Annotated in this window: 21 protein-coding genes; 13 read left to right on the forward strand and 8 right to left on the reverse strand. The window is 32.9% G+C overall.

Features of this window, described 5'->3' with window-relative positions; translation table 11 throughout:
- Positions 1-88: 88 nt before the first annotated feature.
- Positions 89-730 (reverse strand): hypothetical protein, encoded by a 642-nt coding sequence (locus tag AST02_RS09090; protein WP_069817581.1) that lies wholly within the window; start codon positions 728-730, stop codon positions 89-91.
- Positions 731-1,009: 279 nt separating this feature from the next.
- Here AST02_RS09090 and AST02_RS09095 point away from each other — a divergent pair, with 279 nt between their 5' ends.
- Complete coding sequence (locus AST02_RS09095) at positions 1,010-1,909, forward strand: alpha/beta hydrolase fold domain-containing protein (RefSeq protein WP_069817582.1); 900 nt, start codon at positions 1,010-1,012, stop codon at positions 1,907-1,909.
- A gap of 196 nt (positions 1,910-2,105) precedes the next feature.
- Here the strand turns inward: AST02_RS09095 and AST02_RS09100 are convergent, their stop codons facing one another.
- Both AST02_RS09100 and AST02_RS09105 read right to left on the reverse strand, forming a co-directional pair.
- Positions 2,106-2,507 (reverse strand): hypothetical protein, encoded by a 402-nt coding sequence (locus tag AST02_RS09100; protein WP_069817583.1) that lies wholly within the window; start codon positions 2,505-2,507, stop codon positions 2,106-2,108.
- Between the two features lie 14 nt (positions 2,508-2,521).
- Complete coding sequence (locus AST02_RS09105) at positions 2,522-2,989, reverse strand: thioesterase family protein (RefSeq protein WP_069817584.1); 468 nt, start codon at positions 2,987-2,989, stop codon at positions 2,522-2,524.
- A 151-nt stretch (positions 2,990-3,140) separates the two neighbouring features.
- On the opposite strand from AST02_RS09105, the gene corA reads away from it, so the two are divergent.
- A complete protein-coding gene (corA, locus tag AST02_RS09110) occupies positions 3,141-4,088 on the forward strand; it encodes a magnesium/cobalt transporter CorA (RefSeq protein WP_069817585.1) in 948 nt (315 codons plus the stop codon).
- 74 nt (positions 4,089-4,162) lie between these two features.
- A complete protein-coding gene (fni, locus tag AST02_RS09115) occupies positions 4,163-5,206 on the forward strand; it encodes a type 2 isopentenyl-diphosphate Delta-isomerase (protein ID WP_069817586.1) in 1,044 nt (347 codons plus the stop codon).
- 98 nt (positions 5,207-5,304) lie between these two features.
- Here fni and gltS read toward each other — a convergent pair whose 3' ends face one another.
- Entirely contained in the window at positions 5,305-6,513 is a 1,209-nt protein-coding gene (gltS, locus tag AST02_RS09120; RefSeq protein WP_069817587.1) for a sodium/glutamate symporter, read from the reverse strand.
- A 405-nt stretch (positions 6,514-6,918) separates the two neighbouring features.
- On the opposite strand from gltS, the gene AST02_RS09125 reads away from it, so the two are divergent.
- Complete coding sequence (locus tag AST02_RS09125; RefSeq protein WP_069817588.1) at positions 6,919-8,250, forward strand: Na+/H+ antiporter NhaC family protein; 1,332 nt, start codon at positions 6,919-6,921, stop codon at positions 8,248-8,250.
- Positions 8,251-8,576: 326 nt separating this feature from the next.
- On the opposite strand, the gene AST02_RS09130 is transcribed toward AST02_RS09125, so the two are convergent.
- Positions 8,577-9,188, reverse strand: a complete 612-nt coding sequence (locus tag AST02_RS09130) for a DNA-3-methyladenine glycosylase (protein WP_069817589.1) — start codon at positions 9,186-9,188, stop codon at positions 8,577-8,579.
- 204 nt (positions 9,189-9,392) lie between these two features.
- On the opposite strand from AST02_RS09130, the gene AST02_RS09135 reads away from it, so the two are divergent.
- From AST02_RS09135 to AST02_RS09150, 4 genes are all read left to right on the forward strand, one after another.
- On the forward strand, positions 9,393-10,037 hold the full coding sequence (locus AST02_RS09135; RefSeq protein WP_069817590.1) for a DUF805 domain-containing protein: 645 nt from the start codon (positions 9,393-9,395) through the stop codon (positions 10,035-10,037).
- A 188-nt stretch (positions 10,038-10,225) separates the two neighbouring features.
- Positions 10,226-11,125, forward strand: coding sequence for an ABC transporter ATP-binding protein (locus AST02_RS09140; protein ID WP_069817591.1), 900 nt, complete (start codon positions 10,226-10,228; stop codon positions 11,123-11,125).
- The gene (locus tag AST02_RS09145) at positions 11,118-12,356 is read left to right on the forward strand and encodes an ABC transporter permease (protein ID WP_069817592.1); all 1,239 of its coding nucleotides are present in this window, start codon (positions 11,118-11,120) and stop codon (positions 12,354-12,356) included. Before AST02_RS09140 ends, AST02_RS09145 begins: the two co-directional genes overlap by 8 nt.
- 679 nt (positions 12,357-13,035) lie before the next feature.
- On the forward strand, positions 13,036-14,052 hold the full coding sequence (locus AST02_RS09150) for an aldose epimerase family protein (protein WP_069817593.1): 1,017 nt from the start codon (positions 13,036-13,038) through the stop codon (positions 14,050-14,052).
- Positions 14,053-14,274: 222 nt separating this feature from the next.
- Here AST02_RS09150 and AST02_RS09155 read toward each other — a convergent pair whose 3' ends face one another.
- Positions 14,275-14,943, reverse strand: coding sequence for an MOSC domain-containing protein (locus tag AST02_RS09155; RefSeq protein WP_069817594.1), 669 nt, complete (start codon positions 14,941-14,943; stop codon positions 14,275-14,277).
- A gap of 163 nt (positions 14,944-15,106) precedes the next feature.
- Here AST02_RS09155 and AST02_RS09160 point away from each other — a divergent pair, with 163 nt between their 5' ends.
- Positions 15,107-15,796, forward strand: coding sequence for a ribose 5-phosphate isomerase A (locus AST02_RS09160; RefSeq protein ID WP_069817595.1), 690 nt, complete (start codon positions 15,107-15,109; stop codon positions 15,794-15,796).
- Positions 15,797-16,018: 222 nt separating this feature from the next.
- Here the strand turns inward: AST02_RS09160 and AST02_RS09165 are convergent, their stop codons facing one another.
- Positions 16,019-17,533, reverse strand: a complete 1,515-nt coding sequence (locus AST02_RS09165; RefSeq protein ID WP_069817596.1) for a CPBP family intramembrane glutamic endopeptidase — start codon at positions 17,531-17,533, stop codon at positions 16,019-16,021.
- 261 nt (positions 17,534-17,794) lie between these two features.
- Here AST02_RS09165 and hutG point away from each other — a divergent pair, with 261 nt between their 5' ends.
- Positions 17,795-18,724 (forward strand): formimidoylglutamase, encoded by a 930-nt coding sequence (gene hutG, locus AST02_RS09170; RefSeq protein ID WP_069817597.1) that lies wholly within the window; start codon positions 17,795-17,797, stop codon positions 18,722-18,724.
- Here hutG and AST02_RS09175 read toward each other — a convergent pair.
- Positions 18,714-19,589, reverse strand: a complete 876-nt coding sequence (locus tag AST02_RS09175) for a LysR family transcriptional regulator (RefSeq protein ID WP_065338604.1) — start codon at positions 19,587-19,589, stop codon at positions 18,714-18,716. The two genes, hutG and AST02_RS09175, sit on opposite strands and share 11 nt — an antisense overlap.
- Before the next feature lie 143 nt (positions 19,590-19,732).
- On the opposite strand from AST02_RS09175, the gene AST02_RS09180 reads away from it, so the two are divergent.
- The 3 genes from AST02_RS09180 to hutI are packed head-to-tail and all read left to right on the forward strand — an operon-like array spanning position 19,733 to position 23,954.
- Entirely contained in the window at positions 19,733-21,007 is a 1,275-nt protein-coding gene (locus AST02_RS09180) for a YjiH family protein (RefSeq protein WP_069817598.1), read from the forward strand.
- Between the two features lie 47 nt (positions 21,008-21,054).
- Complete coding sequence (hutU, locus tag AST02_RS09185; protein WP_069817599.1) at positions 21,055-22,719, forward strand: urocanate hydratase; 1,665 nt, start codon at positions 21,055-21,057, stop codon at positions 22,717-22,719.
- Entirely contained in the window at positions 22,716-23,954 is a 1,239-nt protein-coding gene (hutI, locus tag AST02_RS09190) for an imidazolonepropionase (RefSeq protein WP_069817600.1), read from the forward strand. Before hutU ends, hutI begins: the two co-directional genes overlap by 4 nt.
- The last annotated feature ends 179 nt before the right edge of the window (positions 23,955-24,133 follow it).

Consider the following 24,133-nt stretch of genomic DNA (forward strand, 5'->3'; position numbering starts at 1 on the left):
CCAATCCGTTAGTTGTCTAATGGATTGGTTATTTCTATTTTAAATTTAGTTGTATTAGCTTAATGAATCAACGCTTATGCTTTCGATATTAAGCACGTATACGAGGTTTACGATTTCTAAAAAGCATACTAATGATAATCAATGCAATACTACAACCTAAAAGAATGAGCGCATTATGAATTGCGTCGGCTTCTGTCAAAATATCAATAGGCCTAACGGAAACGTAATATTGATTCATTGAATCGGCAATACGTTTAGCAATATTTTTAATTAAGTAAGAAAAACCAAATGTAATAACTAACATAATAGCAATAATAAACATATTGACAACTTTTAATGCAGTTCTATTAAAAATAATCGTAAAAATAGTTAAAACTAAACTAAAGATACAAGCAATAAAAAATACATAAAACACTAATATTAAACGATCGATACTTGTTTGTAAGTTGTCAATGTTTTCAACATTGATATTTAAGTTAGAGAAGCTATTGATCGTTTCCTGAAAGTTTGTAAGTTGATGGAAATTAACTGTTTCTTTGACAAATACTAGGTTGAAAATAGGTTCCTTAAACATACTATAGCCTGTAATAGCTACTAATATTAATACGATAAGTTGGATAAGTATGTTCACCCAAGAAAGTTTCTTTTTACCGTAGCGAGATCCTCTTTGCATAGGCTCGCTCGTTAATGTGTGCTCAAAATCGGCAAACTGTTTGTTTTTTTCGGCCATAAGGTGCTCCTTTCGCTAAACTATTATTAGCATCTGCTTATTTTATGACTTTTGTTTTGTTATAATGCTTAATAACTGATACATTTTAATTATCGATAGAATGTATTTAATATTCAATAGCATTTAAAATAGGGGTTTTTTATGTTACTTACATTATATTATATCTTCTTTTTTATGTCATTGTATTAATTTTACCATAACATTAATTTTTAAATACTAAATTATATTAAAAAATTCTGATAAAATGCACATTAAATATAGAGATTGGGTTGATTATGAATGAAATCAAGACTGACAACAAAATTTATCAACAAGTATTTATTACCACATAGATCAATTTTATTTGAAGGTGAGCAAGATTTTGAACGATTTTTAGATACAAGGTTAAAAATGAATGAAAAAAAGCATAAACAACCAGAAACATTAAATGTAAAATCTGATTTGGATAAGCAAACTATAGGGAACATGCAACTTTTCAGATTTTGTTTTAGACATAGTCGCAAGAAAAAAATACTATATATACATGGTGGCTACAATGTATTGCAACCGTCAGCATTTCATTGGAGATTAATGGATAAGCTCGCATTAAGTACATTACATGAAATTGTTATGCCAATTTATCCTAAAGCACCTGAGTACTATATTGATGACACATATAGTGCTATTTTTGAAGTGTATAATCAATTATTATCCGAAGTGAGTAGTGATGAAATTGTCATTATGGGTGATGGGACTGGCGGTGCATTAGCATTAGGCTTTATGCAACAATTACAAGATAAGCAACAACCCTTACCAAATAAACTTTATTTACTGTCTCCACTTCTAGATGCGGATCTACAAAACGAAGCGATTACAGAAGAGTTAGAAAAGAAAGATGTCATTCTAAATAAATATGGTATTCAAAAAATTATGCGTCATTGGTCAAAAGGTTTTTCACTAGATGAACCTAAAGTTTCACCTATTAATGGGAATTTAAGTCATTTACCACCGATATTTATGTTTGGTGGTACGCGTGAAATTTATCAACCAGATATGAAAAAATTGGTTGATATTTTAGAAGAGCGTCAACAACCCATACATTATTATGAATATAAAAATATGGTTCATGCATTCGAACTTTTGCCTATTAGAGAGTCTCATAAAGTGGTTAAACAAATCGTTAATACAATTGATGTATAATGTACGATAAAGTTAGTTATTTTAAATGAAAATCCAACTTACAAAGGCAAAAGATATAGAATAAAATAAAACGAGGCTGGGACATAAATACTTGTCTCAGCCTCAATCATTTTCTAGTCAACTTTGACGAGATGATTCATACAACGAAATCTTTTTAGAAACATTAGATTTCTGTCCCACTACCGTTTCATTACGTTTAAGTATTTATAAGTGTGTTAATTGTATCAATAACTAATTTTTGACCCATTAGATTATAGTGAGTGGCTAAAAATAATTCAAATTCATCTTGAGGTTCAATCATTGAACTAAAGTTAGAAGCAGATGTTTCAAATTCTTCAGAAGTAATAAGCGTGTAATTATTATAATGTTCAATGAATGTACGGTCGTCTGTATATGTTTTTAAAAGCGTATGAATGGCATCGATTGCCTTCTTTTGACCTTGGAGATAACTTATATCTAAACCTCGCTTAATGAGTTTACTATCAGGGCCATTAATAACGAGACTTTTATTTTGGTTAAGTTCACTAAGTTCAAATTTAGTATTATCGAATAAATCATAAAGTTGTAATTGTACGATTTCTCTTATATTTTGTGTCATAAATATACATCTCCTTATTGTGGAATGTTGATACGATGACCTAATTGTTTAGGCCAATCGATGCGTCCTTGATTATCATAATAACTTACAATTTGATCTAAATAATGTTGAGGGAATGGGGCTGGTTTTTTAGTCTCTCTGCTAATACCTAACATCATAGCTTCATTTGTAGCTACAGTCGTCCCGTCTTGTTGTTTCATTATAGAGAAGAAATGTACTCTCTTAACATCATAATTATATATATATACACTGGTGTAGAATTGGTCATTTTCAATTAATTCCGATAAATAAGCAGTCTGTTCCTCGACAGTGAACATTGTATAATTTAATGCTTTACGTTCTTGAAGTGATAAACCATGCTGATAATTAAATTGGTTAATTGCATCACTAAAAACCATATTATAGTTCGCATCATGTACGTGTCCGTTATGGTCAATCATTTCTTTAGCAACAGTTTGAACTACTGTAAAAGGCTTTTTCATGTAAACAGCTCCTTGGTTGTTAAAAACAAAAGTAATAGTTAAATTTTAACATGCAAATGTATTTTCTAAAGAAAAATAACTAAAACTTACCAAACCATACATACGGTCTATTTCATGGTAAAATAGAAGAAATGATTTGAGGAGGGAAATTATGAGTGTGACAATAAAATATCAGACTTCCAAAGAAACTTTAACCCAAGTTAATCACTTTAAAGAAATTCCTGAATCAGCTACTTTTATCTGGTGTGATTTTAATGATCCATCTGATGAAGAAAACGAGATGTTACAATCATACTTTAATTTTAATCAGCTTGAAATTGATGATACGGTAAATGGGACTCCAAGAGCTAAATATAAAACCTATGATACTTATCAATACATAGTGTTTCATAGTGTGGACTCGCAATATAAAGGAGATAAAGTACTGAATTTGTTCATTAAAGACAACATGTTAATTACATATCATCATAAGCCTTTTGATGTGTTACAAGAGGTGGAACAGTATATCTCAAGTCATTATGAATCGGATTTAGACGCTTCAGATGTGATACTTTATATTTTGGACGAAGTTGTAGATACTTATTTTGAATTAATTTATGATATCGAAAATAAAGTCTATGAGTTAGAAGATAGAGAAACACATGGTAGCTCAACTAAAGAAATAATGGATGATGTATTTAAAATACGTTCAAAAATCATAAAATTAAAGCGTATTATATATCCAATGAGAGAATTAGTAGAGAATATGAAAGAAAGCAGTCAATTACTTGTAGATGACAAAAATCATATGTATATTCAACATATAGACGATCATATGATTAAACAAGAAAATATAATGAACTTATCACAAGAAATGACAGAAGAAATCAGGGATAATTATTCGTCATATTCATACTATAAGATGAATAGCATTATGCAAATACTTACTTTAGTATCTGTTGTATTCCTCCCTCTGACATTAATTACAGGTATATATGGAATGAATTTTTCAAATATGCCAGAGCTTAAATGGGATTACGGTTATTACATTGTGCTTGCAATCATGTTAGCGATTAGTATAGGGAGTATTTTTTATTTTAAAAAAGAAAAATGGTTTTAATTTTATAATTGAAAATAGAGGTAATGTTTTAAATAATAGAGTGAACATAATAAGGATTGAAAGTAGGGCAAAAGATGAGTGATAATAAAAGAGAACAAAGAAAGAATGAGCACGTAGAAATTGCAATGGCACAACAAGATGCTACAATTTCAGATTTTGATGAAATAAGGTTTGTCCATCATTCAATTCCGAATATTGATGTGGATGATGTTAATATACAAAGTGAATTAAAGGACTTTACACTTAAGAAACCATTATATATTAATGCAATGACAGGCGGCAGTGAATGGACGAAAGAGATCAATGAGAAACTGGCAATCATTGCACGTGAAACTGGGATGGCAATGGCTGTGGGATCTACACATGCTGCTTTGCGTAATAGTAAAATGATTTCATCATTTAGTGTAGTAAGAGAAACAAATCCTGATGGTATTATATTCAGTAATGTTGGTGCAGATGTGCCTGTAGATAAAGCAGTTGAATCAGTGAAATTACTTGATGCACAAGCGCTACAAGTTCATGTAAATGCGCCCCAAGAACTTGTCATGCCAGAAGGGAATAGAACCTTCTCTACATGGATGGAAAACCTTGCGCAAATTGTAGCACATGTGGATGTACCAGTAATTGTTAAAGAAGTTGGATTTGGTATGAGCAAAGAAACAATTAAACAATTGTATGAGATTGGAATCCGATACGTTGATGTAAGTGGACGTGGCGGTACAAACTTTGTAGATATTGAAAATGAAAGACGTACGTATAAAGATATGGATTATCTTGGTTTATGGGGTCAAACGACTGTTGAATCATTATTAGAAAGTACTGCACATCAGCAAGATATGGATATATTAGCAAGTGGTGGTGTGAGAACACCATTAGATGCAGTGAAATGTCTTGCTTTAGGTGCGAGTGCTGTTGGTATGTCACGACCATTTTTAAACCAAGTCGAGAACCATGGCATTACAGAGACAATTAATTATACTGAACAATTCACAGAGCATATGAAGAAAATTATGACCATGCTTGATACGCCAACAATTAAAGATTTAAAACAATCACAAATGATCTTTAGTCCTAAGCTAGAATCATGGATAGAGCAAAGAGGATTAGATATTAGGTAATAAAAAAGGATGGCTGAGACATAAATACTTGTCTCGGCCATCCTTTTATTCAACTGAGCATGTTTATATCTCAGTTTGATTCAAATGTCATTTTTACCTTAACCAAAAATGTTAATGAATGCTGTAACGATTGGTACACCAAGTAAATCTATTAAGAACGCACCGACAATCGGAACGACAAGATAAGCTTTAGGTGATGCACCGTATTTTTTAGTAATAACATCTAAGTTAGCCATTGCGTTAGGAGTAGCACCTAGACCGTGTCCGATGAAACCACCAATCATAACTGCGGCATCATAATTTTTACCAAGTCCTCGGAATACGACGAAGACTGAGAATAATACGATGAATACAACTTGTACTAATACAATAACAATCAGTGGAATCGCTAATTGATAAATTTCAGTAAGTTGAATACTCATTAAGGCAATAGATAAGAATAAGCTAAGAGAAACATCACTGATACTATCGATAATCTTCATATCAATCAGATTTAAATTATTATATTCTGATATATTACGTATAATAACTGCGATAAACATAGCACCTACATAAACAGGAATATTAATACCTGTTAAGTCTGAGAACGTATTACCTAAATAAGAACCAATGGCCATACAGATGGCTACAATTGAAAATTGTAATAGGAAAATTGTTGTCGGTGTCATGCGGTTTCTTAAATATGAGTTTGATTTTACATTACTATAATCTTTTGTTGTTTCTTCTGCATGTTCTGGTTTTAAATTATATTTATTTATTAAATATTTAACGACTGGTCCACCAATTAAACCACCAGCAACAAGTCCTAATGTTGCGGCTGCTAAAGCGGCTGTTAATGCGGAATCAATACCCATGTTTTGCACGGTTTGACCATATGCTGCAGCATTACCATGTCCACCTTCCATTGACATTGAACCAGCTGTTAGTCCAAGCAATGGCGGAATATTTAAAACTTTTGCGATAGATACACCGATGATATTTTGGAATACGGCAAGAATGCCACAAAAGATAAAATATAATATTAATACTTTTCCGCCTAAGCGTAGTAGTTTTAATGATGCTCCTAGCCCAATTGTTGTAAAGAAAGCAAGCATAAAGAAATTCTGAATAAAATCAGAATCTAATTTTATTGTTATAATGTTCGTTGATTGTAAGACAGCAACAAGTATCGCGAATAACAAACCACCAATTACTGGTGCTGGGATACATAATCGCCTTAAAATTGATATGTGATTCACAACATATATACCTAAAAGGTATAAAACACTCGCAAGTGCTAAAGTAGTAATAGCATCTAGCTCTAGCATTTTCATTCCCCCTCATTTTACAAATAAATCTCTCCTATAATGTGATATGTAAACAATTTTTGCACTTAAACAAGAAAGTGCTTACAAAAGCCCATTATATTTATTATACATTCTCGAATATGATAATGCTAGAAAAAAATTAAATGCTTAGAAATATATAGTTTTTTTGTGTAATTTAACACCTTGTTTTATAATAGAAGTTAATTTATATAGTATTAAAGGTAATAGCAATGCTTCAAAATTGATTCGTAATATAATAGAGGTAGTATTAAAATGAGCTATATCAATGTGATGGAACGAAAATAAATAACTGAATAAAAGAAATGAAGTTTTATGCAATGACATTCAATAGGTTTTGATATACTATATATCATATGTAAATACTAGGTTATAAGGAGTAAGTATATGGATGAATCATTAAGAAGTGAAAAACAATATGGTGCGTTAGCGTTATTGCCGTTATTAATATTTTTAATTTTATATATCGGTGTGGGGATTACATTTACGATTATGGGCAAAGAGGATGCTTTTGATCAACTGCCACGACATGTCGCTATTTTTATCGGTATTGTCATAGCATGGACTTGTTATGATAGAAAAACGAAATTTACGAAAAAAGTTCAGATTTTCACTGAACACGCAGGGAACTCAGGCATTGTAAATCTTGGATTAATCTTGTTACTTGCAGGTGCTTTTTCAACGGTTACGTCTGAAATGGGTGGTAAAGAAGCTATGGTCAACATGGGTCTATCCGTGATTCCGCCAAGTTTACTTATCCCAGGAATATTTATAATGAGTGGGTTTGCTGCCTTAACGTTAGGGACTTCAACAGGAGCGCAAGCAGCATTTATCCCTGTAGGTGTAGCCGTGGCACAAGCAGCGGACTTAAGCGTAGCAGCAGCGGGTGCAGCTGTTATTGCAGGGGCTTACTTTGGTGATAATTTATCTATTATTTCTGATACAACGATTGCTGCAACGAACGGCGTAGGCGCAAAGATGAAAGATAAATTTAAAATGAATGTGCTCATCGCTTTGCCGGCAGCATTAATTACGGCGATTATATACGCCATTGTAGGTGGTACAGGTAAAGTAGAAGGCGACTTAAGCTTTAATTTTATAAATATTTTACCTTATATATTTGTATTAATTGCAGCTATTGCAGGTTTAGACGTCATTCTTGTGCTTATTCTTGGTATTGGGATGGCTGGATTACTAGGTTTGGTTCAAGGTCAAATGGGTATCTTCCAATTTACGAAATCGATTGGTGATGGTATGGAAAGTATGTTCAACATTTTCCTTGTAGCATTCTTAGTATCTGGCCTTGTAGCATTGATTCGATACTATGGTGGTGTAGATTGGATCATTCAAGCTATGAAGCGAAAAGCTACAGGGCGTAAAAGTGCTGAATATGTCATCAGTATGATGTCAGGTGTCCTATCTGCTGCACTTTCACATAATACGTTAGCGATTATTATTTCGGCACCAATTGCAAAAGAGATTGGTGATGAATATAAAGTGCCACCTAAACGGATGGCCAGCTTACTAGATATATTTGCTTGTAGTGCTTTAATGGTCCTCCCTCATGACAGCGGGATGTTAATGGTAGAGCAATATGGCGATGTCTCTTATTTAGAAGTATTAAAATATTCATTCTATCCAGTTATATTGGTTATTTGTACAATTATTACAATTCAATTTGGTTTATTAGATGGAAATAAAAAGTTAAAAAATAAATAGTTGATGAAAAACTTATGCTTGATATAGAAAAGAGAGCTTCCATTTTTGGAAGCCCTCAGAGTGTCGACAAAGTCTCTGACTTTGTTGGCACTTTTTTGTGCACGCTTTCCGCGGGCACAGCCTCAGCCTGTAGTCTTCGGCTAGTGCTTTTCCCGCAGGAGTCGGCCCAAGTTACTGCCATTTTTCAAACAAAAATAATATAATATGTTTAAATTAAACAGTGGCGGGGTCTGTAATGTTGAATAAATCAATCGATAAAAGAAATAGAAACGAACGTAGCGGAGCTTCCATTTTTGGAAGCTCTTTTTCTATATGATTATAATTAGTTATTTGCGCCAAGTATGTTCTGAATCAGTCATATCTGATTTGCGCATCTTAGAGACATAGGGATTGCCTTTTACAGTAAAGCGTAGTGGTTTAAATGTCCAGTCGCCTTTATTTGGAATTCCAATACGTCCGCTTTCTTCAATAGCACATGGATATTTACGATTTTTAGTGTCGATTAATAGACGACTTTCATTTAAACGAGAACCATCTAAATGTCGAGGAATATTAAAAGCTTTGGTCCACTTTCCAGGTCCATTGGTTAATTCAAATCCACTTTTTCCTCTATTTAATTTCATGGTTTCGATACCTTCTTCAGGTTCGACAGCTCTAATTAATACACCTTCAGGGACGCCTTCATCTTTTGTGACAAAATTTATTAAAAGGTGATTGTGCATCACGTGTGCATATATCGTCCCGCCTCGTTTATATAAAGATTCTACTTTGGGCGTTCTTTTTCCATTAAAACCATGAGCGGCACGGTCTTCTTTGCCAACATAGGCCTCTGTTTCTACAATATATCCAGTGAATGTTTCGAGTTCATCTTGAAAAATCACTTTGATACCTAATAAATCTTTAGCAATAGTTATTGTATCTCGACGTAAAAAATCCATGAGTTGTTCCTCCGGTTTCTAGTTTTTTAAAAAATAAATATTTTTAAATGTTTTTTTTAGAATCAGTAAAATTGTATTACTACTTACAAAATAGTTTGTTACACTAAACTAAATAAGATATTTAAAGAATTTACATATAATGTACCAAAATTTAATGTGAATTAAAAATTATCTTTAACAAATGAATATGAAAGGGGGAGTATGATGGAGCGAAAAGTTAGTTTTCTTCAAGCGCTCAAATTGTTCTGGACAAACTATGTTAATTTTAAAGGGCGCTCACGTCGAAGCGAATATTGGTATATGACATTATGGCATATGATTTTTATGATACCAGGGCTAATATTACTTATTATAGGTTTTATCATGCTTGTTTCAGGTCTTTCATCTTATTCTGGTGAAATCACTGTAATTGGAGGCATTTTAATATTCATATCTTTTATATATCTAGTTATATATGGATTAGCTACACTGATTCCTTGCTGGGCATTATTGGTTAGAAGATTTCATGATACTGGTAGGAAAATGTTGATTCCAGTGATTTATTTTGCCGTATTAATTGTTACTAATATTATGATTACATTAATAAATGCGATGGATCCTGAATATGCTAATATTGCTAGTATCATTACGCTGATGTTGATATATATCATTTATGCGGTATTAGGAATATATTGTTTAGTTATTTGTTGTTTGGATAGTGAGAGAAAAACAAATAAATATGGGACGAGCCATAAATATGGTAATCACATTCGCTCGAATGCTCACATGTATGAGGATACTTTTAACCCTAAAGAAAATGAGCAACTTGGACAAACTCATAATCAAAAACAAGAGGAATTAAAATACTGAAATTAAAACGCTGTTACCAACTTAGTTTAAGTGGAAACAGCGTTAATTTTTTCTTGTGCGATATCACTTGCACAAGAAGTAAAAAAGTAGAATCATGTCAAGCAAAGTTGAATTTAAAATGTAACTTTGCTTGATCTAATGGTATTATCAAAGTATATTATTTTTAAAAAGAGAGGGGTCGGGGCACAATGTCACTAAACATTGAACATGTAACCAAGAAATATAAAGATTTTACAGCGGTTAATGATATTTCATTATCTTTAGAACAAGGTAAAATGTTAGGTTTTCTAGGCAGAAATGGTGCAGGAAAAACGACAACCTTCAGAATGATTTTAGGACTAACGCCAATCACTGAAGGTAAAATTGCATATAATGACAAACCCATAGACAAGACTTCATACAACCACATTGGCTATTTACCAGAAGAGAGAGGATTACATCCTAAAATGAAAGTAGAAGATGAATTACGTTATTTAGCTACTTTAAAAGGAATGAAGTCCAAAGAAATTACGGAAGCTATAGATTATTGGTTAGATAGGTTTGGTATTAACGAAAATAGAGAAAAGAAAATTGAAGCATTATCCAAAGGGAATCAACAAAAAATCCAACTTTTAGCAAGTATGTTACATAAACCAGAATTATTAATTTTGGATGAACCATTCAGTGGCTTAGATCCAGTCAATGTAGAGTTATTAAAATCAGCTGTTAAAGATTTAAATGATGCTGGTACTACTATTATATATAGCTCTCATAGAATGGAACATGTAGAAGAATTATGTGACAATGTCTGTATTCTAAATCGGGGAGAGCTTGTTGTTTCAGGTCCAATTGATGAAGTGAAAGCAAATCATGGTAAGAAAAGCGTCGTTATAGAAACAGAACATGAAATGCCAGAAATAGATAGCATTGACGGTGTATTACAAGTAGATAGAAGTAAAAGAGAAATCAAAGCAATGATTGAGACAGAAGCGGTTGCTGAAAAAATTTATGAAGTTGTAACACAGTATGGTTTCGTCAAACGGTTCCAAGTTGTAGAACCATCACTAAATGAAATCTTTATAGCAAAAGTAGGTGACGTCAATGGATAAATTCTTTGCGACTTTTTCCTTAACTTATAAAAGTAAAGTCAAAACAAAGTCATTTGTTATTTTTACAGCTATTGTGATTCTTTTAATGGTTGGAGCGGCGAATATTAATAAAATTATTGATTTATTTGATGATGGACCTGATAAAGTAGGGGTTGTCTCATCGAATAATGAAATTTATAAAGTCATTAAATCACAAGGTGATCAACTTGATGAAGGCGCAGACTTTAAGCAATTATCAGAAAAACAAGCAAAGTCACAGGTTAAAAACGAAAAATTAGATAAAGCTTACGTTATTAAACTGAGTGAAGATAAAAAACTTTCAGGTAAAATATTGAGTAAAGATACTGTTTCAGAACAAGATAAGCAAAAATTAAAAGCGACATTATCAACTATACAAACACAATTTGTTGCAGCGAATTTAAACTTATCACAAGATGAATTAAAGCAGTTACAGTCTCAAAGTGAAGTAACTTCAGAAGTGCTTGCAGATAATGCTAACAATTCAAATTTAAGTGAAGCTCAAAAAGGCTTTAATACAATGATTGTATATGCAGGCGTGATGCTTATATTCTTTATCGTTTTCAATTATGCGAGCCAAGTTGCTATGGAAATCGCAACTGAGAAAACATCACGAGTTATCGAAATGATTATTACGAGTGTGTCACCAGTGACGCATATTCTTGCGAAGATGGCAGGTGTGGTTTCAGTAGCATTAACCCAAATCAGTATATTTATTGTGGCTGGCATTATATGTTTCTTATTGTTTGATATTGGAGATATGTTAAAAGGGTTTAATATTGAACCAAACGAATTAACCGTGCAATTAATCGTCGTAGGTATCATATCAATGATTATTGGTATACTTTCATATATTATTTTAGCATCGATTTTAGGATCTATTACTGCTCGTATAGAAGATATTAATCAATCATTAATGCCAATGACATTAATTAGTATGATTGCATTTTATATTTCCTTATTTAGTATCATGAACACAGATACATTATTGGTGAAAATTACCAGCTTCATACCATTGCTTTCACCATTTGTGATGTTTGTTCGTGCATCCACGCCAGATGTTGCTATATGGGAAATTGTATTAAGTATGATTATCTCTATTATCACTATTTTTATACTATTATGGGTTGCAGTGCGTAGTTATAAAGATACGATTTTGAGTTTTGATAAAGGCTTTATGAGTTCGGTAAAACGTATATTTAATAAAAAATAATAATTTAAAATGAGCGATTAAAATAAACTGCCATCAACATGTAATATGTGGAGGTAGTTTATTTTTTATGATTGATACGTTTATTGTGTATAAAAAACGTATCTTTTTAGAGTGAATAGAAATTTGTTTATATAAAATTACTATGTACTTATATAAATTAAGTAGTAGAATAAAGAGGAATTCAACAAAGTTATAATATTGTAAAATGAAAATTTGGCTATTATTTGTATAATAATAGAAAAAGTATAACAATTTTTATGATTGTTTGTTAAAATTGACGATTAGTATAGATAAAGATTTGACTAAATTGTTACAATATAAGAGAGTAATAGAAGAATTAGGGAGTATTAAATATTACACAAGATTTGTGTTATTCCATCACAGTGACTTTGCAAGTTAACTTATGCTAGAGGGAAGCATAGTTAATCACATTGATGTTGTTACATTTAATCGTATTATGTGTGATAGGGATTGTTCACTACAATTGAATTATTATTTTCAAAATAAATATTCAAATAAATTGGACTTGTAGTGAGACAGTTTACATTGCCTAAACACAATGAAGATCCCCTTCTGAGTTGTGATTTACAGGCCACGTTTGTAAGTGATGTTTTTATTCATGATAAAACCTGATATTAACTTTTGAAAAAGTATTGGGTTTGAAAGGGAGTAATTGATGATGTTTGCAAAAGTAGAAAGCCAAAGTAATGGTATTGATTTAATTAAAATTGATAATGAAGAAACGAAAATTGTTTTTACAAATTATGGTGCACGTATTGTCTCATGGAAGTATGATGATAATAACATTGTACTTGGAAATGTTGTAGAAGCAGATGAATTCTATGAGGAAAACCCATTTCATTTCGGGGCAACAATTGGCCGTTATGGTGGCAGAATTGCAAATGCGACTTTCGAATTAGATGGAAAGACTTATCAGCTTGACGCAAATAACGGTGAACATAACATACATGGTGGGCCAGAAGGTATTGGTACACGCTTCTTTGATTATGAAATTGAAGAGCAAGTGGGCCAAGTAAAAGTTATTTTCACAACAACTATAAAAAGTTCGGACGACCATTTTCCTGGTGATATTGAGCTAGAAGTAATTCATTCTTATGATGTTGATCATAAATGGACAATTGAATACAAAGCAACCGCTACAGAGAAAACGTTATTTAATCCGATGAATCATGTTTATTTTAATTTGAATAGAGATAATAATGTGATTGATAACCATAGTATTTCAAGTTCAAAATTAGATATGTATTTATTAGGCGACGATAATATCGTTGAAAGCATGGAACCAATTGATTTAGTGGACACGTTTAACGAAAAAAACATACAATTTAAAGACATCTTTACGAGTGAGCATCCAGTTGTGAAAGCACAAATGGAACGTTTTGGCGGCATCGATCATCCATTTGATATAGGTGGCAATGAAATGACCGTTGAAAATAAACGCTTTTTATTAACAGTGAACACTGACATGCCAAATGTTGTCATTTTCACATTTAATGATACTACAAGTTGGCAAAGTGACTTTAATATTTATAAGGCACATTCTGGTTTTACGCTTGAGACGCAATGTATACCAAATGACATTAACTTAATGGGAGAAAAAGCACCATCTATATTGGAAGCGAATCAACCATACTATTCAAAAACGTCATATAAAATTTTTGAAAAAGAGTTATAGAAACTAAATTGATATTATGCAAATGAGTCTGGGACATTAATATATGTCTCAGACTTATTTTTATATTGGCAGTAGTTAACTGCATTGGAAATGCGCTTATATTAAACTTTTAAAGACTTACAATTCTTGTAGTCCATTTTCTAGTCATCTTTGCCGAAGTCGAATCATACAACAAACCTTATTAGAAAAATTTAGTTTTCTATCTAGTTCCCATTTATATAGTTATTTCTCTGCGATGTTTTGTGCGCGTTTTAAAAATTTTTGCAATTTTGAATGTCTCTCGTCAGTTAGATAGGGATTTTTCAAAGCATCTGTTAAACGTGTTATATTTTTATTATCGTTATAATAGATGTCATTCAGTTCGAACACCGAAAGCGGCATATGCGTGTTTGAAGAATGTATGAATTCTAAATTTGCACCATCATCTACAAATCCTTCTTTTATAACTCTAAGATAAAACCCAGTCTTGCAAGAACGCGACATGCGCTTAACTAAATCTGGAATTTTATACTTTTCTTGAATTTTCCAACATGGTTCTCTTATTTCAGATACTTCTACAATTGCTTCATCTAATTGAAATTGATCACCCAAATAAATGTCATTTTCATCTAAATCGACAGCAGTTAAATTCTCACCAAACATAGCATAGTCAGGTAATGTAGAAACATCATTTTTCCATAATTCATAGTTCTTCTTACTATAAAGGCATAGCGCTTTATCTGGTCCACCGTGTCCTTTATATTCTTGCTCATCTTCAATAAACCCAGTCTTCGATAACCACATTTGACTTGTAATTCTCTTTTTGTTTAAGGCTGAGCGCATCGGTCTTTTTGTACTGTATGATAAATCTTGAATTTTACCTGTAGAAATTGCATCTAGCGCATAAATCATAATTCAGTACCTCCTGCAGTTTAGTGATTATCATTTTAAAACAATTTTCAGAATATGCAAGTGAACATATATTAGCGTCTTATAATTACGTTTTTTAGCTATGTATTTTTATGAATCTCATGTACAATAAAGATAAAAGTACTGTGTGTAAAGGGGAAGCATTATGAATAAAAAACAGTTGAAGTTAAGTACATTTGATGATGCATTAGACCAAATTAAAGATGGTATGGTTGTGGGTATTGGTTCAGGTTCAACAATTGAACTACTCGTGCCAAAAATCGCAGAGAAATTAGAACAAGCACATATTGATATAACTGGCGTCTGTACTTCAAACAAAACAGCTTATATCGCAAAGGAATTAGGTATGCGTGTAGTCGATGTAAACGATGTGGATAAAATTGATATCGCAATTGATGGCGCTGATGAAGTAGACAATCAATTAAACCTTATAAAAGGTGGCGGTGGAGCACTATTCAGAGAAAAAGTAATTGATGCTATGGCAGACAGATTTATTGTTTTAATAGATGATAGTAAATGCGTAGATTATTTAGGCCAAACGTTTAAGCTTCCTGTGGAAGTAGATAAATTTAATTGGCTACTCGTTTCTAAAAAGATTGAGTCATATGGTAAGGGTAATATTAAAGCAATACGCCGTGTTGTTGATGATGTGCCATTTATTACAGATAATGGTAACTATATATTGGACTTAGATTTAAACGGAAGTATAGATGCTTACGAAATGCATGAGTATTTAATCCATCTTGTGGGTGTATTGGAAACCGGTTATTTCTTAGATGTTGCTGACCAAATTATTATTGGTTCACCAGACGGTGTGAAAGTACTTGAAAAATAAATAATAAAAATGGCGGATGAGACATGTAATTATGTCTCATCCGCTTTTTTGTATTTTTATTTAAAGATGGTAATGCTTTGGAGAGGCCTGACTAGTTAATAAAGCAATATCGGACGCGCAGACAGCATAAACAAAAAATGCCGACAAAGCCAGAGGCTCTGTCGACACTTTGTGAGGCATACCATACTCCTCAAGTTTTAATAATGTTACGCATTGGTGTAACTAACGACGGTGACCACGTTTACTTTTAAGATTAAAAGGTGAACGCGTTTGTTTATCATTTGAATCATTGTCTTCTTCTTGATCATTATGTGTTGCGTTTGTAGAGTTTAATTCAGTTGATGATGTGTCTTCAATATGATCATCATCTGTAATGGATGCTTTCGCATCACTCACAGCTGAAGATTTACGAGAAGATGAATAACGTGCACTTGTTTTTAATGACTCATTATCGTTGTCGGTTGTATCATGCTTTACTTTTTCAGTAGATGCTTCAACGGAACTATTAGTCAAATTGTTTGAGTCGTTATTATCATTAGATTTTGTTTTGTCATCTTCTTCATTTATTTCAACATGATCATCATACGTCGTGTTGCTTTCAGTGTTTGTCTTTTTTTGATTATCATCAGTAGTTAAATCTGCGTTGTTTTGTTCAGTTGCTTCATTAACAGTAGATGTTGTAGACGGTGCTGTATTTTTATCATCGACTGTTGAAGTTGTCGTCTTTGTTGTCTCATCAGTGTGTTGTTGATCTGAGTCATGCGCTGTATGATGAGCCGCAGCAACACCACTTGCAGCAGTCGTTGACTTTAAGCTGTCTGAAGACGATGTGCTTGTCTTATTTTCATCTTTAACACTATCTTCATCAACATCATCATCAGTTTGTGCATCGTTTTCAGAAGTTTCATTAACGTGATCAAGGTAGTTGTTATCATCCACTTCATCTAAATTACGTTTTGTGAAGAAATAAAGAATCGAACGAACGATAATACTTAATAGAATGTAAACAGCAGCAACAGCGGCTGTAGTTAAAGCAATTACTTTCATTGGGAACACATCGCCCAATTCTTCGTTAAATAAGAAAACGAATCCAAATGACATTGTCGCATGGAATATTGTCGCAATGTATATTGTACGTCCTTTTGTAGCACGAATAAGTTCTCCAATAATCATTGAAAAAGCGAAAGAATAAAGGAAACTATATATCGCATAATCAAAGCTAAATGAAATATTAACATTCCATATTGAATACATAATGCCCACGATAATAGATGCGATAAATGTATTCATCTTAGTTTCAACAATATGTTGTAAATAAGAACGGAAACCAAACTCTACTAAGAAAGCCATGATAATTTGACCAATAATAATTGATATAATTGAAACAGATAAATCGTCTGTTTGTAGAAGTACAAAACTATCAGCATAAACATTGAAGCAAATCATAGCAATAATAAAAATAATTAATGGTATGACAAGTGCTAAAATGATACGTTCTATAACTTTTAAACTAATTGAAAACTTTAAACTACCAAGTTGCGTACCTCTGTGTTTAAAGACGAGTAAACATATAACGGCAGCAATAAATGGTGCTAAGCTGCTCATGTCAAAGACAAAAGTTTTAAGAGAAATTGTACCTTGAAAATCTTTAAGTATAATAGGTGCTGCATAAGCAATAATGAAGAAAATAAATATCATCATTGCCCATTGAAAACCTGGTATACGTTTTGTATTCATTATGTAACCTCCAATAGGGTTCAGAAAAATCATTTATTCCTAATTATACATACTTCTTAGTGATAAATAAATTAAATTCAAATATTTATCATTGAAATGTAATACTTTTACAAAATCAAACGTCTAAATGCAACAATTTTAATATGAATTTCAAAATTAACTTTTAAACAAGTGGGTAAAGATAATTATAAATATAATTGAATTGGTAAAAATGTAAGCGTATACTTTAAGTGTCGATATAGTTTCAAAAGGAGGAGAACTATGTATAAATTAGCACAACGTGATTTATGGACAGGAAGAGTAGATAGTGAAACAGAGGAAACAGAATTCAGGCATTTTCAAACAATACAATTTCGTAATATTGAAGATGAGTACGATGAGCCACGTCACGGTGTAGGTATGTTAGGTTATGCGGTTGATAAGGGTGTTGAACTTAATAAAGGAAGAATTGGAGCTAAGTTAGGCCCAGACGCAATCAAGAAGACTTTTGCTAATTTACCAGTCTTGAGAACATGTTCAATTTATGATTATGGTAATGTTGAACATAATCATGAGACTTTAGAAGAAACACAACAAGAATTTGCGCATTATGTTGCTTCATCGATACAAAGACATAACCAAACCTTTTTGTTAGGGGGCGGACATGATATCGCTTATGCACAGTATTTGGGCACACGTGAGGCGTTTCCTGATGCTTCTATTGGTGTCATCAATATTGATGCACACTTTGACACTAGAAAAGAATCTGGTTCTACTTCTGGTACGAGCTTTAGACAAATTTTAGAACAGGATGAAAATACTGATTATTTAGTATTAGGTATTCAACAAGGTGGTAACACGCAAGCACTATTTGATTACGCGAAAGAAAGAGACATCGGTTTTGTTTATTCTGATGAATTGTTACATCAAATTTCTCCTCCAATTAAGGATAAGATAGAACGTTTTATACATGATCATGATGTGATTATGTTTACGATATGTATGGATGTTATTGATAGTGCATTCGCACCGGGGGTAAGTGCAAATGCTGTATTAGGCCTATCACCACATGTTGTCCTTGAATTGGCGAAACGTATTATTCCAAGTGAGAAAGTTTCGACTGTTAGTATTGCCGAAACGAATCCAAAATATGATGTGGATAATCGAACTGCTAAATTATCTGCTAATTTTTTACATCATTTTATTCTTTAATATTCCAATAATCAATGCATTGATTTATAAAAGAAAGTACTCGTTCTGAGTGCTTTCTTTTTTTTAGGTAATTGATATAAATAGAACGACCTAATTTGGGACGCATTTCCAAAGCATCCAAATCCCGAGCGTTAAATGATTGATAATATACACGTGGAATAACTGCATATCCCAATCCTCTATGGACAAAATTAGTAGCCGCTTCAAAACGATCAACTTCCATAATGATATTCGGATGTATATTCATACGTGTAAAGTAATCATCAAGATGTTTACGTACTTGAGAACCTTTGGTAGGTAAGATTAATGGCAATGATTTAATAGACGTTATTTTAGTATCTGGAAAAGCATTTTTAGGTGTAATAACGACATAGGATTCTTCATATAAAGGAATAGATTTAATATCTTCATGACTAATTTGTTCATTGGTCAATGCAAGGTGATTTTCAAAATTGATGAGCTGTTCCAGTATTTTATTTTGGTCATGCACTTCAGATACAAGATAAGTCTGGTTGGGGTTATATTTTAAATGGATAGAAAGCACTTGAGAAATCCATTGATTTGCTGATTCTAAAATAGACAATTTGATTTTAGGCGCATGTCCCATACTAAGGTCATACATTTTTTCGATTGTTTGATGATAATTCTGTATCAATTGTTGGGCGTAATTATAAAAATGAATTCCTTTTTCAGTGATTTTAATATCCTTAGTAGTTCTCATAAAAAGGTCATAACCTAAATTGGCTTCCATTTTTTTTATTGTAGTCGTTAAAGACGGTTGACTAATATGTAAAAAGTTAGCAGCTTTAGTGAAACTATTATATTTCACAACAGCGACAAAATACTCTAATTGAATGATTTTCAACACAATGCCTCCTTGAATCCGTATTTCATTTATAGTTTTAAACTATTAATAATTAGTTTATTTATATTGGTAGGATATATCATATCATATTATACTTAGTAATATAGCGGGAGGCGTACTTTCATGTTAGGGGCGTGAAGTACATGTGGAAATTTTTCATTTATAGCTTGATTGGCATTATATGTTTCTTTGTACCTATAACGATTAATGGTAAATCAACAATTCTGATTGATCATATTGTTCAGTGGATTACATATTTGGTGAATCCAATTTTGCCATATTATGTATTACTTTTAATCATTATAGGTGCATTACATCCATTTATTAATAAAAAGTGGAACAAATCAAAAACTGATATTATATTTAGCTTATTTAAAGTACTAGGCGTCTTCATTGCTTTCATGATTGTCTTTGATTTTGGACCAGGATTTGTATTGAAAGAAAGTATTGGACCGTTTTTATACGATAAATTAGCGATACCACTAAGTGTGTTAATCCCAGTAGGAGCTATTTTATTAACATTTTTAGTGGGTTACGGTTTATTAGAATTTATTGGCGTAATTATGAGACCAGTAATGAGACCTATTTTTAAAACGCCAGGTAAATCAGCAGTTGATGCGGTTGCTTCGTTTGTAGGGAGTTATTCAATTGGCTTATTAATTACAAATAAAGTCTATAAGAAAGGCGGCTATACGCATAAAGAAGCAGTTATCGTTGCGACAGGTTTTTCAACTGTATCTGCTACTTTCATGATTATAGTAGCTAATACACTAGGTATTATCGAACATTGGAACCTTTACTTTTGGTTCACACTTGCAGTGACTTTTATAGTTACTGCCATTACCGTACAACTCCCACCTATAAGATTTGAGAAAAACACGACATATCAGAACCAACCATATAAAGAAGAAAAACGCAGAAATATGCCTTTATTAAAAGAGTCTTGGTTAGAAGCTAAATTAGCTGTTAAAAATGCTGACTCGCTAATAGGAAATGTACGTGAAAATTTACGTGACGGCGTCGTAATGACAATTGCGATATTGCCTTCTATTATGTCTATTGGCTTCTTAGGTCTAATTATTGCTGAATACACACCGATAATCGAATATGTATCTTATATTTTTTATCCATTTATAAGTATATTCCCAGTCCAAGATGTAGCAATATTAGCACAAGCCTCAACCATTTCGATTGTTGAAATGCTGTTGCCTGCAGCGATTGCACAAACTGCTGATTTAGCTACGAGATTTATAGTAGGCGTAATGAGTGTTTCGGCAATTATCTTTTTCTCGAGTGTTGTACCTGTGATTCTTTCAACTGAGATAAAAATATCAGTTGGTAAATTGGTCTTGATATGGTTTGAAAGAGTAGTACTTACTTTACTCATCACGATACCATTCGCATTATGGTTATTTTAAGATTTATTAAACAAAGGTTAATTAATTAAAATGAGGAGTGATTTTTCATGAGAAAAATAGTAGCAAAAAAAGGTTTAGATATTGAATGTAAAGGCTGGGAACAAGAAGCAGTGCTTAGAATGTTGTATAACAACTTAGATCCAGAAGTAGCTGAACGTCCTGAAGATTTAGTTGTATATGGCGGTATTGGTAAAGCAGCTAGAAATTGGGAAGCATTTGAAGCGATAGAAGAGACGTTACGTTCATTAGAAGCGGATGAAACAATGTTAGTGCAATCCGGAAAACCAGTTGCTGTATTTAAAACACATGAAGAAGCGCCGCGTGTATTAATTTCAAATTCAGTGCTTGTACCAGAGTGGGCAAATTGGGATCACTTTAACGAATTAGATAAAAAAGGTTTAATGATGTATGGACAAATGACAGCAGGAAGCTGGATATATATTGGTTCCCAAGGTATTGTTCAAGGCACTTATGAAACATTTGGTGAGCTTGCTAATCAACATTACGATGGCACGTTAAATGGGACAGTGACTTTAACAGCCGGTCTAGGCGGCATGGGTGGTGCGCAACCACTGGCCGTTACAATGAATGGCGGTGTTGTAATCGGTGTAGATGTTGATGAGACACGTATTGATAAACGTATAGAAACGCGTTATTGCGATGTGAAGACACATGACTTAGATGAAGCTTTACGTTTAGCCGAAGAAGCACGACAAGAAGGCAAACCATTATCTATCGGACTTGTTGGTAATGCTGTAGATACACACAAAGCCATTTTAGATAAAGGCTTTAAAATTGATATTGTTACTGACCAGACAAGTGCACATGATCCATTGAACGGTTACATTCCACAAGGTTATTCTTTAGAGGAAGCAAAAGCACTACGTGATAAAGATCCTAAAGCATACGTTGCGTTATCGCAAGATTCAATGAGAAAACATGTTGAGTTAATGATCGAATTCCAAAAAAATGGTGCAGTTGCTTTTGATTACGGGAATAACATTAGACAAGTTGCCTATAATAATGGCTTAGAAAACGCTTTTGATTTTCCAGGATTTGTACCAGCTTATATCCGACCTTTATTCTGTGAAGGCAAAGGACCATTTCGCTTTGCAGCTTTAAGTGGAGATCCTAAAGATATTGAACGTGCAGATGAAGAAATGAGAAAACTATTCCCAGATAATGAAAAGCTCATTCGCTGGTTAGATTTAGCACAAGAAAAAATTGCATTCCAAGGATTACCTTCTCGTATAGCTTGGTTAGGTTATGAAGAACGTGCCAAAATGGGCTTAGCTTTAAATCGTTTAGTTCGTGACGGAGAAATTTCTGCACCAGTTGTTATTGGTCGTGACCATCTTGATTCAGGATCTGTTGCGAGTCCAAACCGTGAGACAGAAGGCATGAAAGATGGTTCAGATGCTGTGGGAGATTGGGCAGTATTAAATGCTTTAATTAACACAGCAGCTGGTGGTTCATGGATTTCGTTCCATCATGGCGGTGGTGTAGGTATGGGTTATTCATTACATGCTGGTATGGTCATTGTCGCTGACGGTTCAGAACGCGCAGATCGTCGTTTAGGACGTGTATTAACGACAGATCCGGGTATGGGTGTTGTAAGACATGCAGATGCAGGTTATGAATCAGCAATTAATGTTGCTAAAGAAAAAGGTATCAAAATTCCAATGATTACGGGTAAAGGAGATAAAAAATGAATGATTTAATTATACAAAATATTAAACAATTAATTTTACCAAAATCTACAGAGCGTCCTTTAAAAGGAAAAGATTTAGACAAATTAGAAATCGTTGAAAATGGAACGGTAGTTGTTAAAGATGGCAAAGTGGTTTACTCAGGTGCCCATACAGATGAATATGAGGCGAAGGAAACAATCGACGCTACAGGAAAAGTTGTATCACCATCACTTGTTGAAGCACATACGCATTTAGTACACGGCGGTTCAAGAGAACATGAAATGTCGCTTAAAAGACAAGGCGTCTCATATTTAGAAATACTTGAACAAGGTGGAGGTATTTTATCCACAGTGGAAGCTACACGAAATGCCACTGAAGAAGAGCTGTTTAAAAAAGCTGAAAAGAATTTGTTAACGATGATACAACACGGGGTTTTAGCTGTTGAAAGTAAGAGTGGTTATGGTTTAGATAAAGAAAGTGAACTCAAGCAACTACGTGTATCTAAGTGTTTAGCAGATAAATATAACTTAGATATGAAACATACTTTCCTAGGTCCACATGCAGTACCAAAAGATGCGAAATCTAATCAAGCCTTTTTACAAGAAATGATTGATTTATTACCTGAAGTTAAACAGTATGCTGATTTTGCAGATATCTTTTGCGAAACAGGCGTATTTACAGTAGAAGAATCTAGAAGATATATGCAAGCAGCAAAAGATCTAGGTTTTGATGTTAAAATTCATGCGGATGAAATTGATCCATTAGGTGGTCTTGAATTAGCAATTGATGAAGGCGCAATTTCTGCAGACCATTTAGTAGCATCAAGTACAGAGGGCAAAGCGAAACTTAAAGATAGCGATACAGTAGCTGTATTATTACCAGGTACAACGTTTTATTTAGGAAAAGAGCAATACGCAGATGCTAGAGGGATGTTAGATAATGATGGAGCTATCGCAATTGCAACAGACTTTAATCCAGGAAGTTGTGTAACGAATAATTTACAACTTGTAATGTCGATTGCTGCATTGAAATTAAAATTATCACCAAATGAAATTTGGAATGCCGTTACGGTAAATGCAGCGAAAGCAATTGATGTTGACGCTGGTACAATTAATAAAGGTGACAAAGCCAATATTGTCATTTGGGATGCACCAAACCATGAGTATATTCCGTATCATTATGGTATAAACCATGCTGAAAAAGTAATTAAAGATGGCAAATTATTGGTTGATAACCAAGTTAAGTTAAATAACTAATAACATTGAGTCTGGGGCATAAATACATGTCTCAGACTCAATTTTTTTCTAGTCAACATTATGGGCGGGAATACGAAATCAAATTTGATATCTATCCCGCTTCATTTTAAGGGTAAAACAAATTAAGTTTGAGTTGATTAAATATTTCGACAATTATGGTACCATGTTATTTAAAGCAT

It is taken from the genome of Staphylococcus equorum, from assembly GCF_001747895.1.
Classification (GTDB): Bacteria; Bacillota; Bacilli; order Staphylococcales; family Staphylococcaceae; genus Staphylococcus; species Staphylococcus equorum_A.

Excerpts from the sequence above, each read along its gene's own strand:
- AST02_RS09140 (WP_069817591.1), top strand. The coding sequence starts at position 10,226 with ATGTCACTAAACATTGAACATGTAACCAAGAAATATAAAGATTTTACA.
- AST02_RS09100 (WP_069817583.1), bottom strand. The coding sequence starts at position 2,507 with ATGACACAAAATATAAGAGAAATCGTACAATTACAACTTTATGATTTA.
- AST02_RS09105 (WP_069817584.1), bottom strand. The coding sequence starts at position 2,989 with ATGAAAAAGCCTTTTACAGTAGTTCAAACTGTTGCTAAAGAAATGATT.
- AST02_RS09150 (WP_069817593.1), top strand. The coding sequence starts at position 13,036 with ATGTTTGCAAAAGTAGAAAGCCAAAGTAATGGTATTGATTTAATTAAA.
- gltS (WP_069817587.1), bottom strand. The coding sequence starts at position 6,513 with ATGCTAGAGCTAGATGCTATTACTACTTTAGCACTTGCGAGTGTTTTA.
- hutI (WP_069817600.1), top strand. The coding sequence starts at position 22,716 with ATGAATGATTTAATTATACAAAATATTAAACAATTAATTTTACCAAAA.
- AST02_RS09160 (WP_069817595.1), top strand. The coding sequence starts at position 15,107 with ATGAATAAAAAACAGTTGAAGTTAAGTACATTTGATGATGCATTAGAC.
- hutU (WP_069817599.1), top strand. The coding sequence starts at position 21,055 with ATGAGAAAAATAGTAGCAAAAAAAGGTTTAGATATTGAATGTAAAGGC.
- AST02_RS09180 (WP_069817598.1), top strand. The coding sequence starts at position 19,733 with ATGTGGAAATTTTTCATTTATAGCTTGATTGGCATTATATGTTTCTTT.
- AST02_RS09130 (WP_069817589.1), bottom strand. The coding sequence starts at position 9,188 with ATGGATTTTTTACGTCGAGATACAATAACTATTGCTAAAGATTTATTA.
- AST02_RS09155 (WP_069817594.1), bottom strand. The coding sequence starts at position 14,943 with ATGATTTATGCGCTAGATGCAATTTCTACAGGTAAAATTCAAGATTTA.
- corA (WP_069817585.1), top strand. The coding sequence starts at position 3,141 with ATGAGTGTGACAATAAAATATCAGACTTCCAAAGAAACTTTAACCCAA.
- AST02_RS09145 (WP_069817592.1), top strand. The coding sequence starts at position 11,118 with ATGGATAAATTCTTTGCGACTTTTTCCTTAACTTATAAAAGTAAAGTC.
- AST02_RS09125 (WP_069817588.1), top strand. The coding sequence starts at position 6,919 with ATGGATGAATCATTAAGAAGTGAAAAACAATATGGTGCGTTAGCGTTA.
- AST02_RS09090 (WP_069817581.1), bottom strand. The coding sequence starts at position 730 with ATGGCCGAAAAAAACAAACAGTTTGCCGATTTTGAGCACACATTAACG.
- AST02_RS09165 (WP_069817596.1), bottom strand. The coding sequence starts at position 17,533 with ATGAATACAAAACGTATACCAGGTTTTCAATGGGCAATGATGATATTT.
- hutG (WP_069817597.1), top strand. The coding sequence starts at position 17,795 with ATGTATAAATTAGCACAACGTGATTTATGGACAGGAAGAGTAGATAGT.
- fni (WP_069817586.1), top strand. The coding sequence starts at position 4,163 with ATGAGTGATAATAAAAGAGAACAAAGAAAGAATGAGCACGTAGAAATT.
- AST02_RS09095 (WP_069817582.1), top strand. The coding sequence starts at position 1,010 with ATGAAATCAAGACTGACAACAAAATTTATCAACAAGTATTTATTACCA.
- AST02_RS09135 (WP_069817590.1), top strand. The coding sequence starts at position 9,393 with ATGGAGCGAAAAGTTAGTTTTCTTCAAGCGCTCAAATTGTTCTGGACA.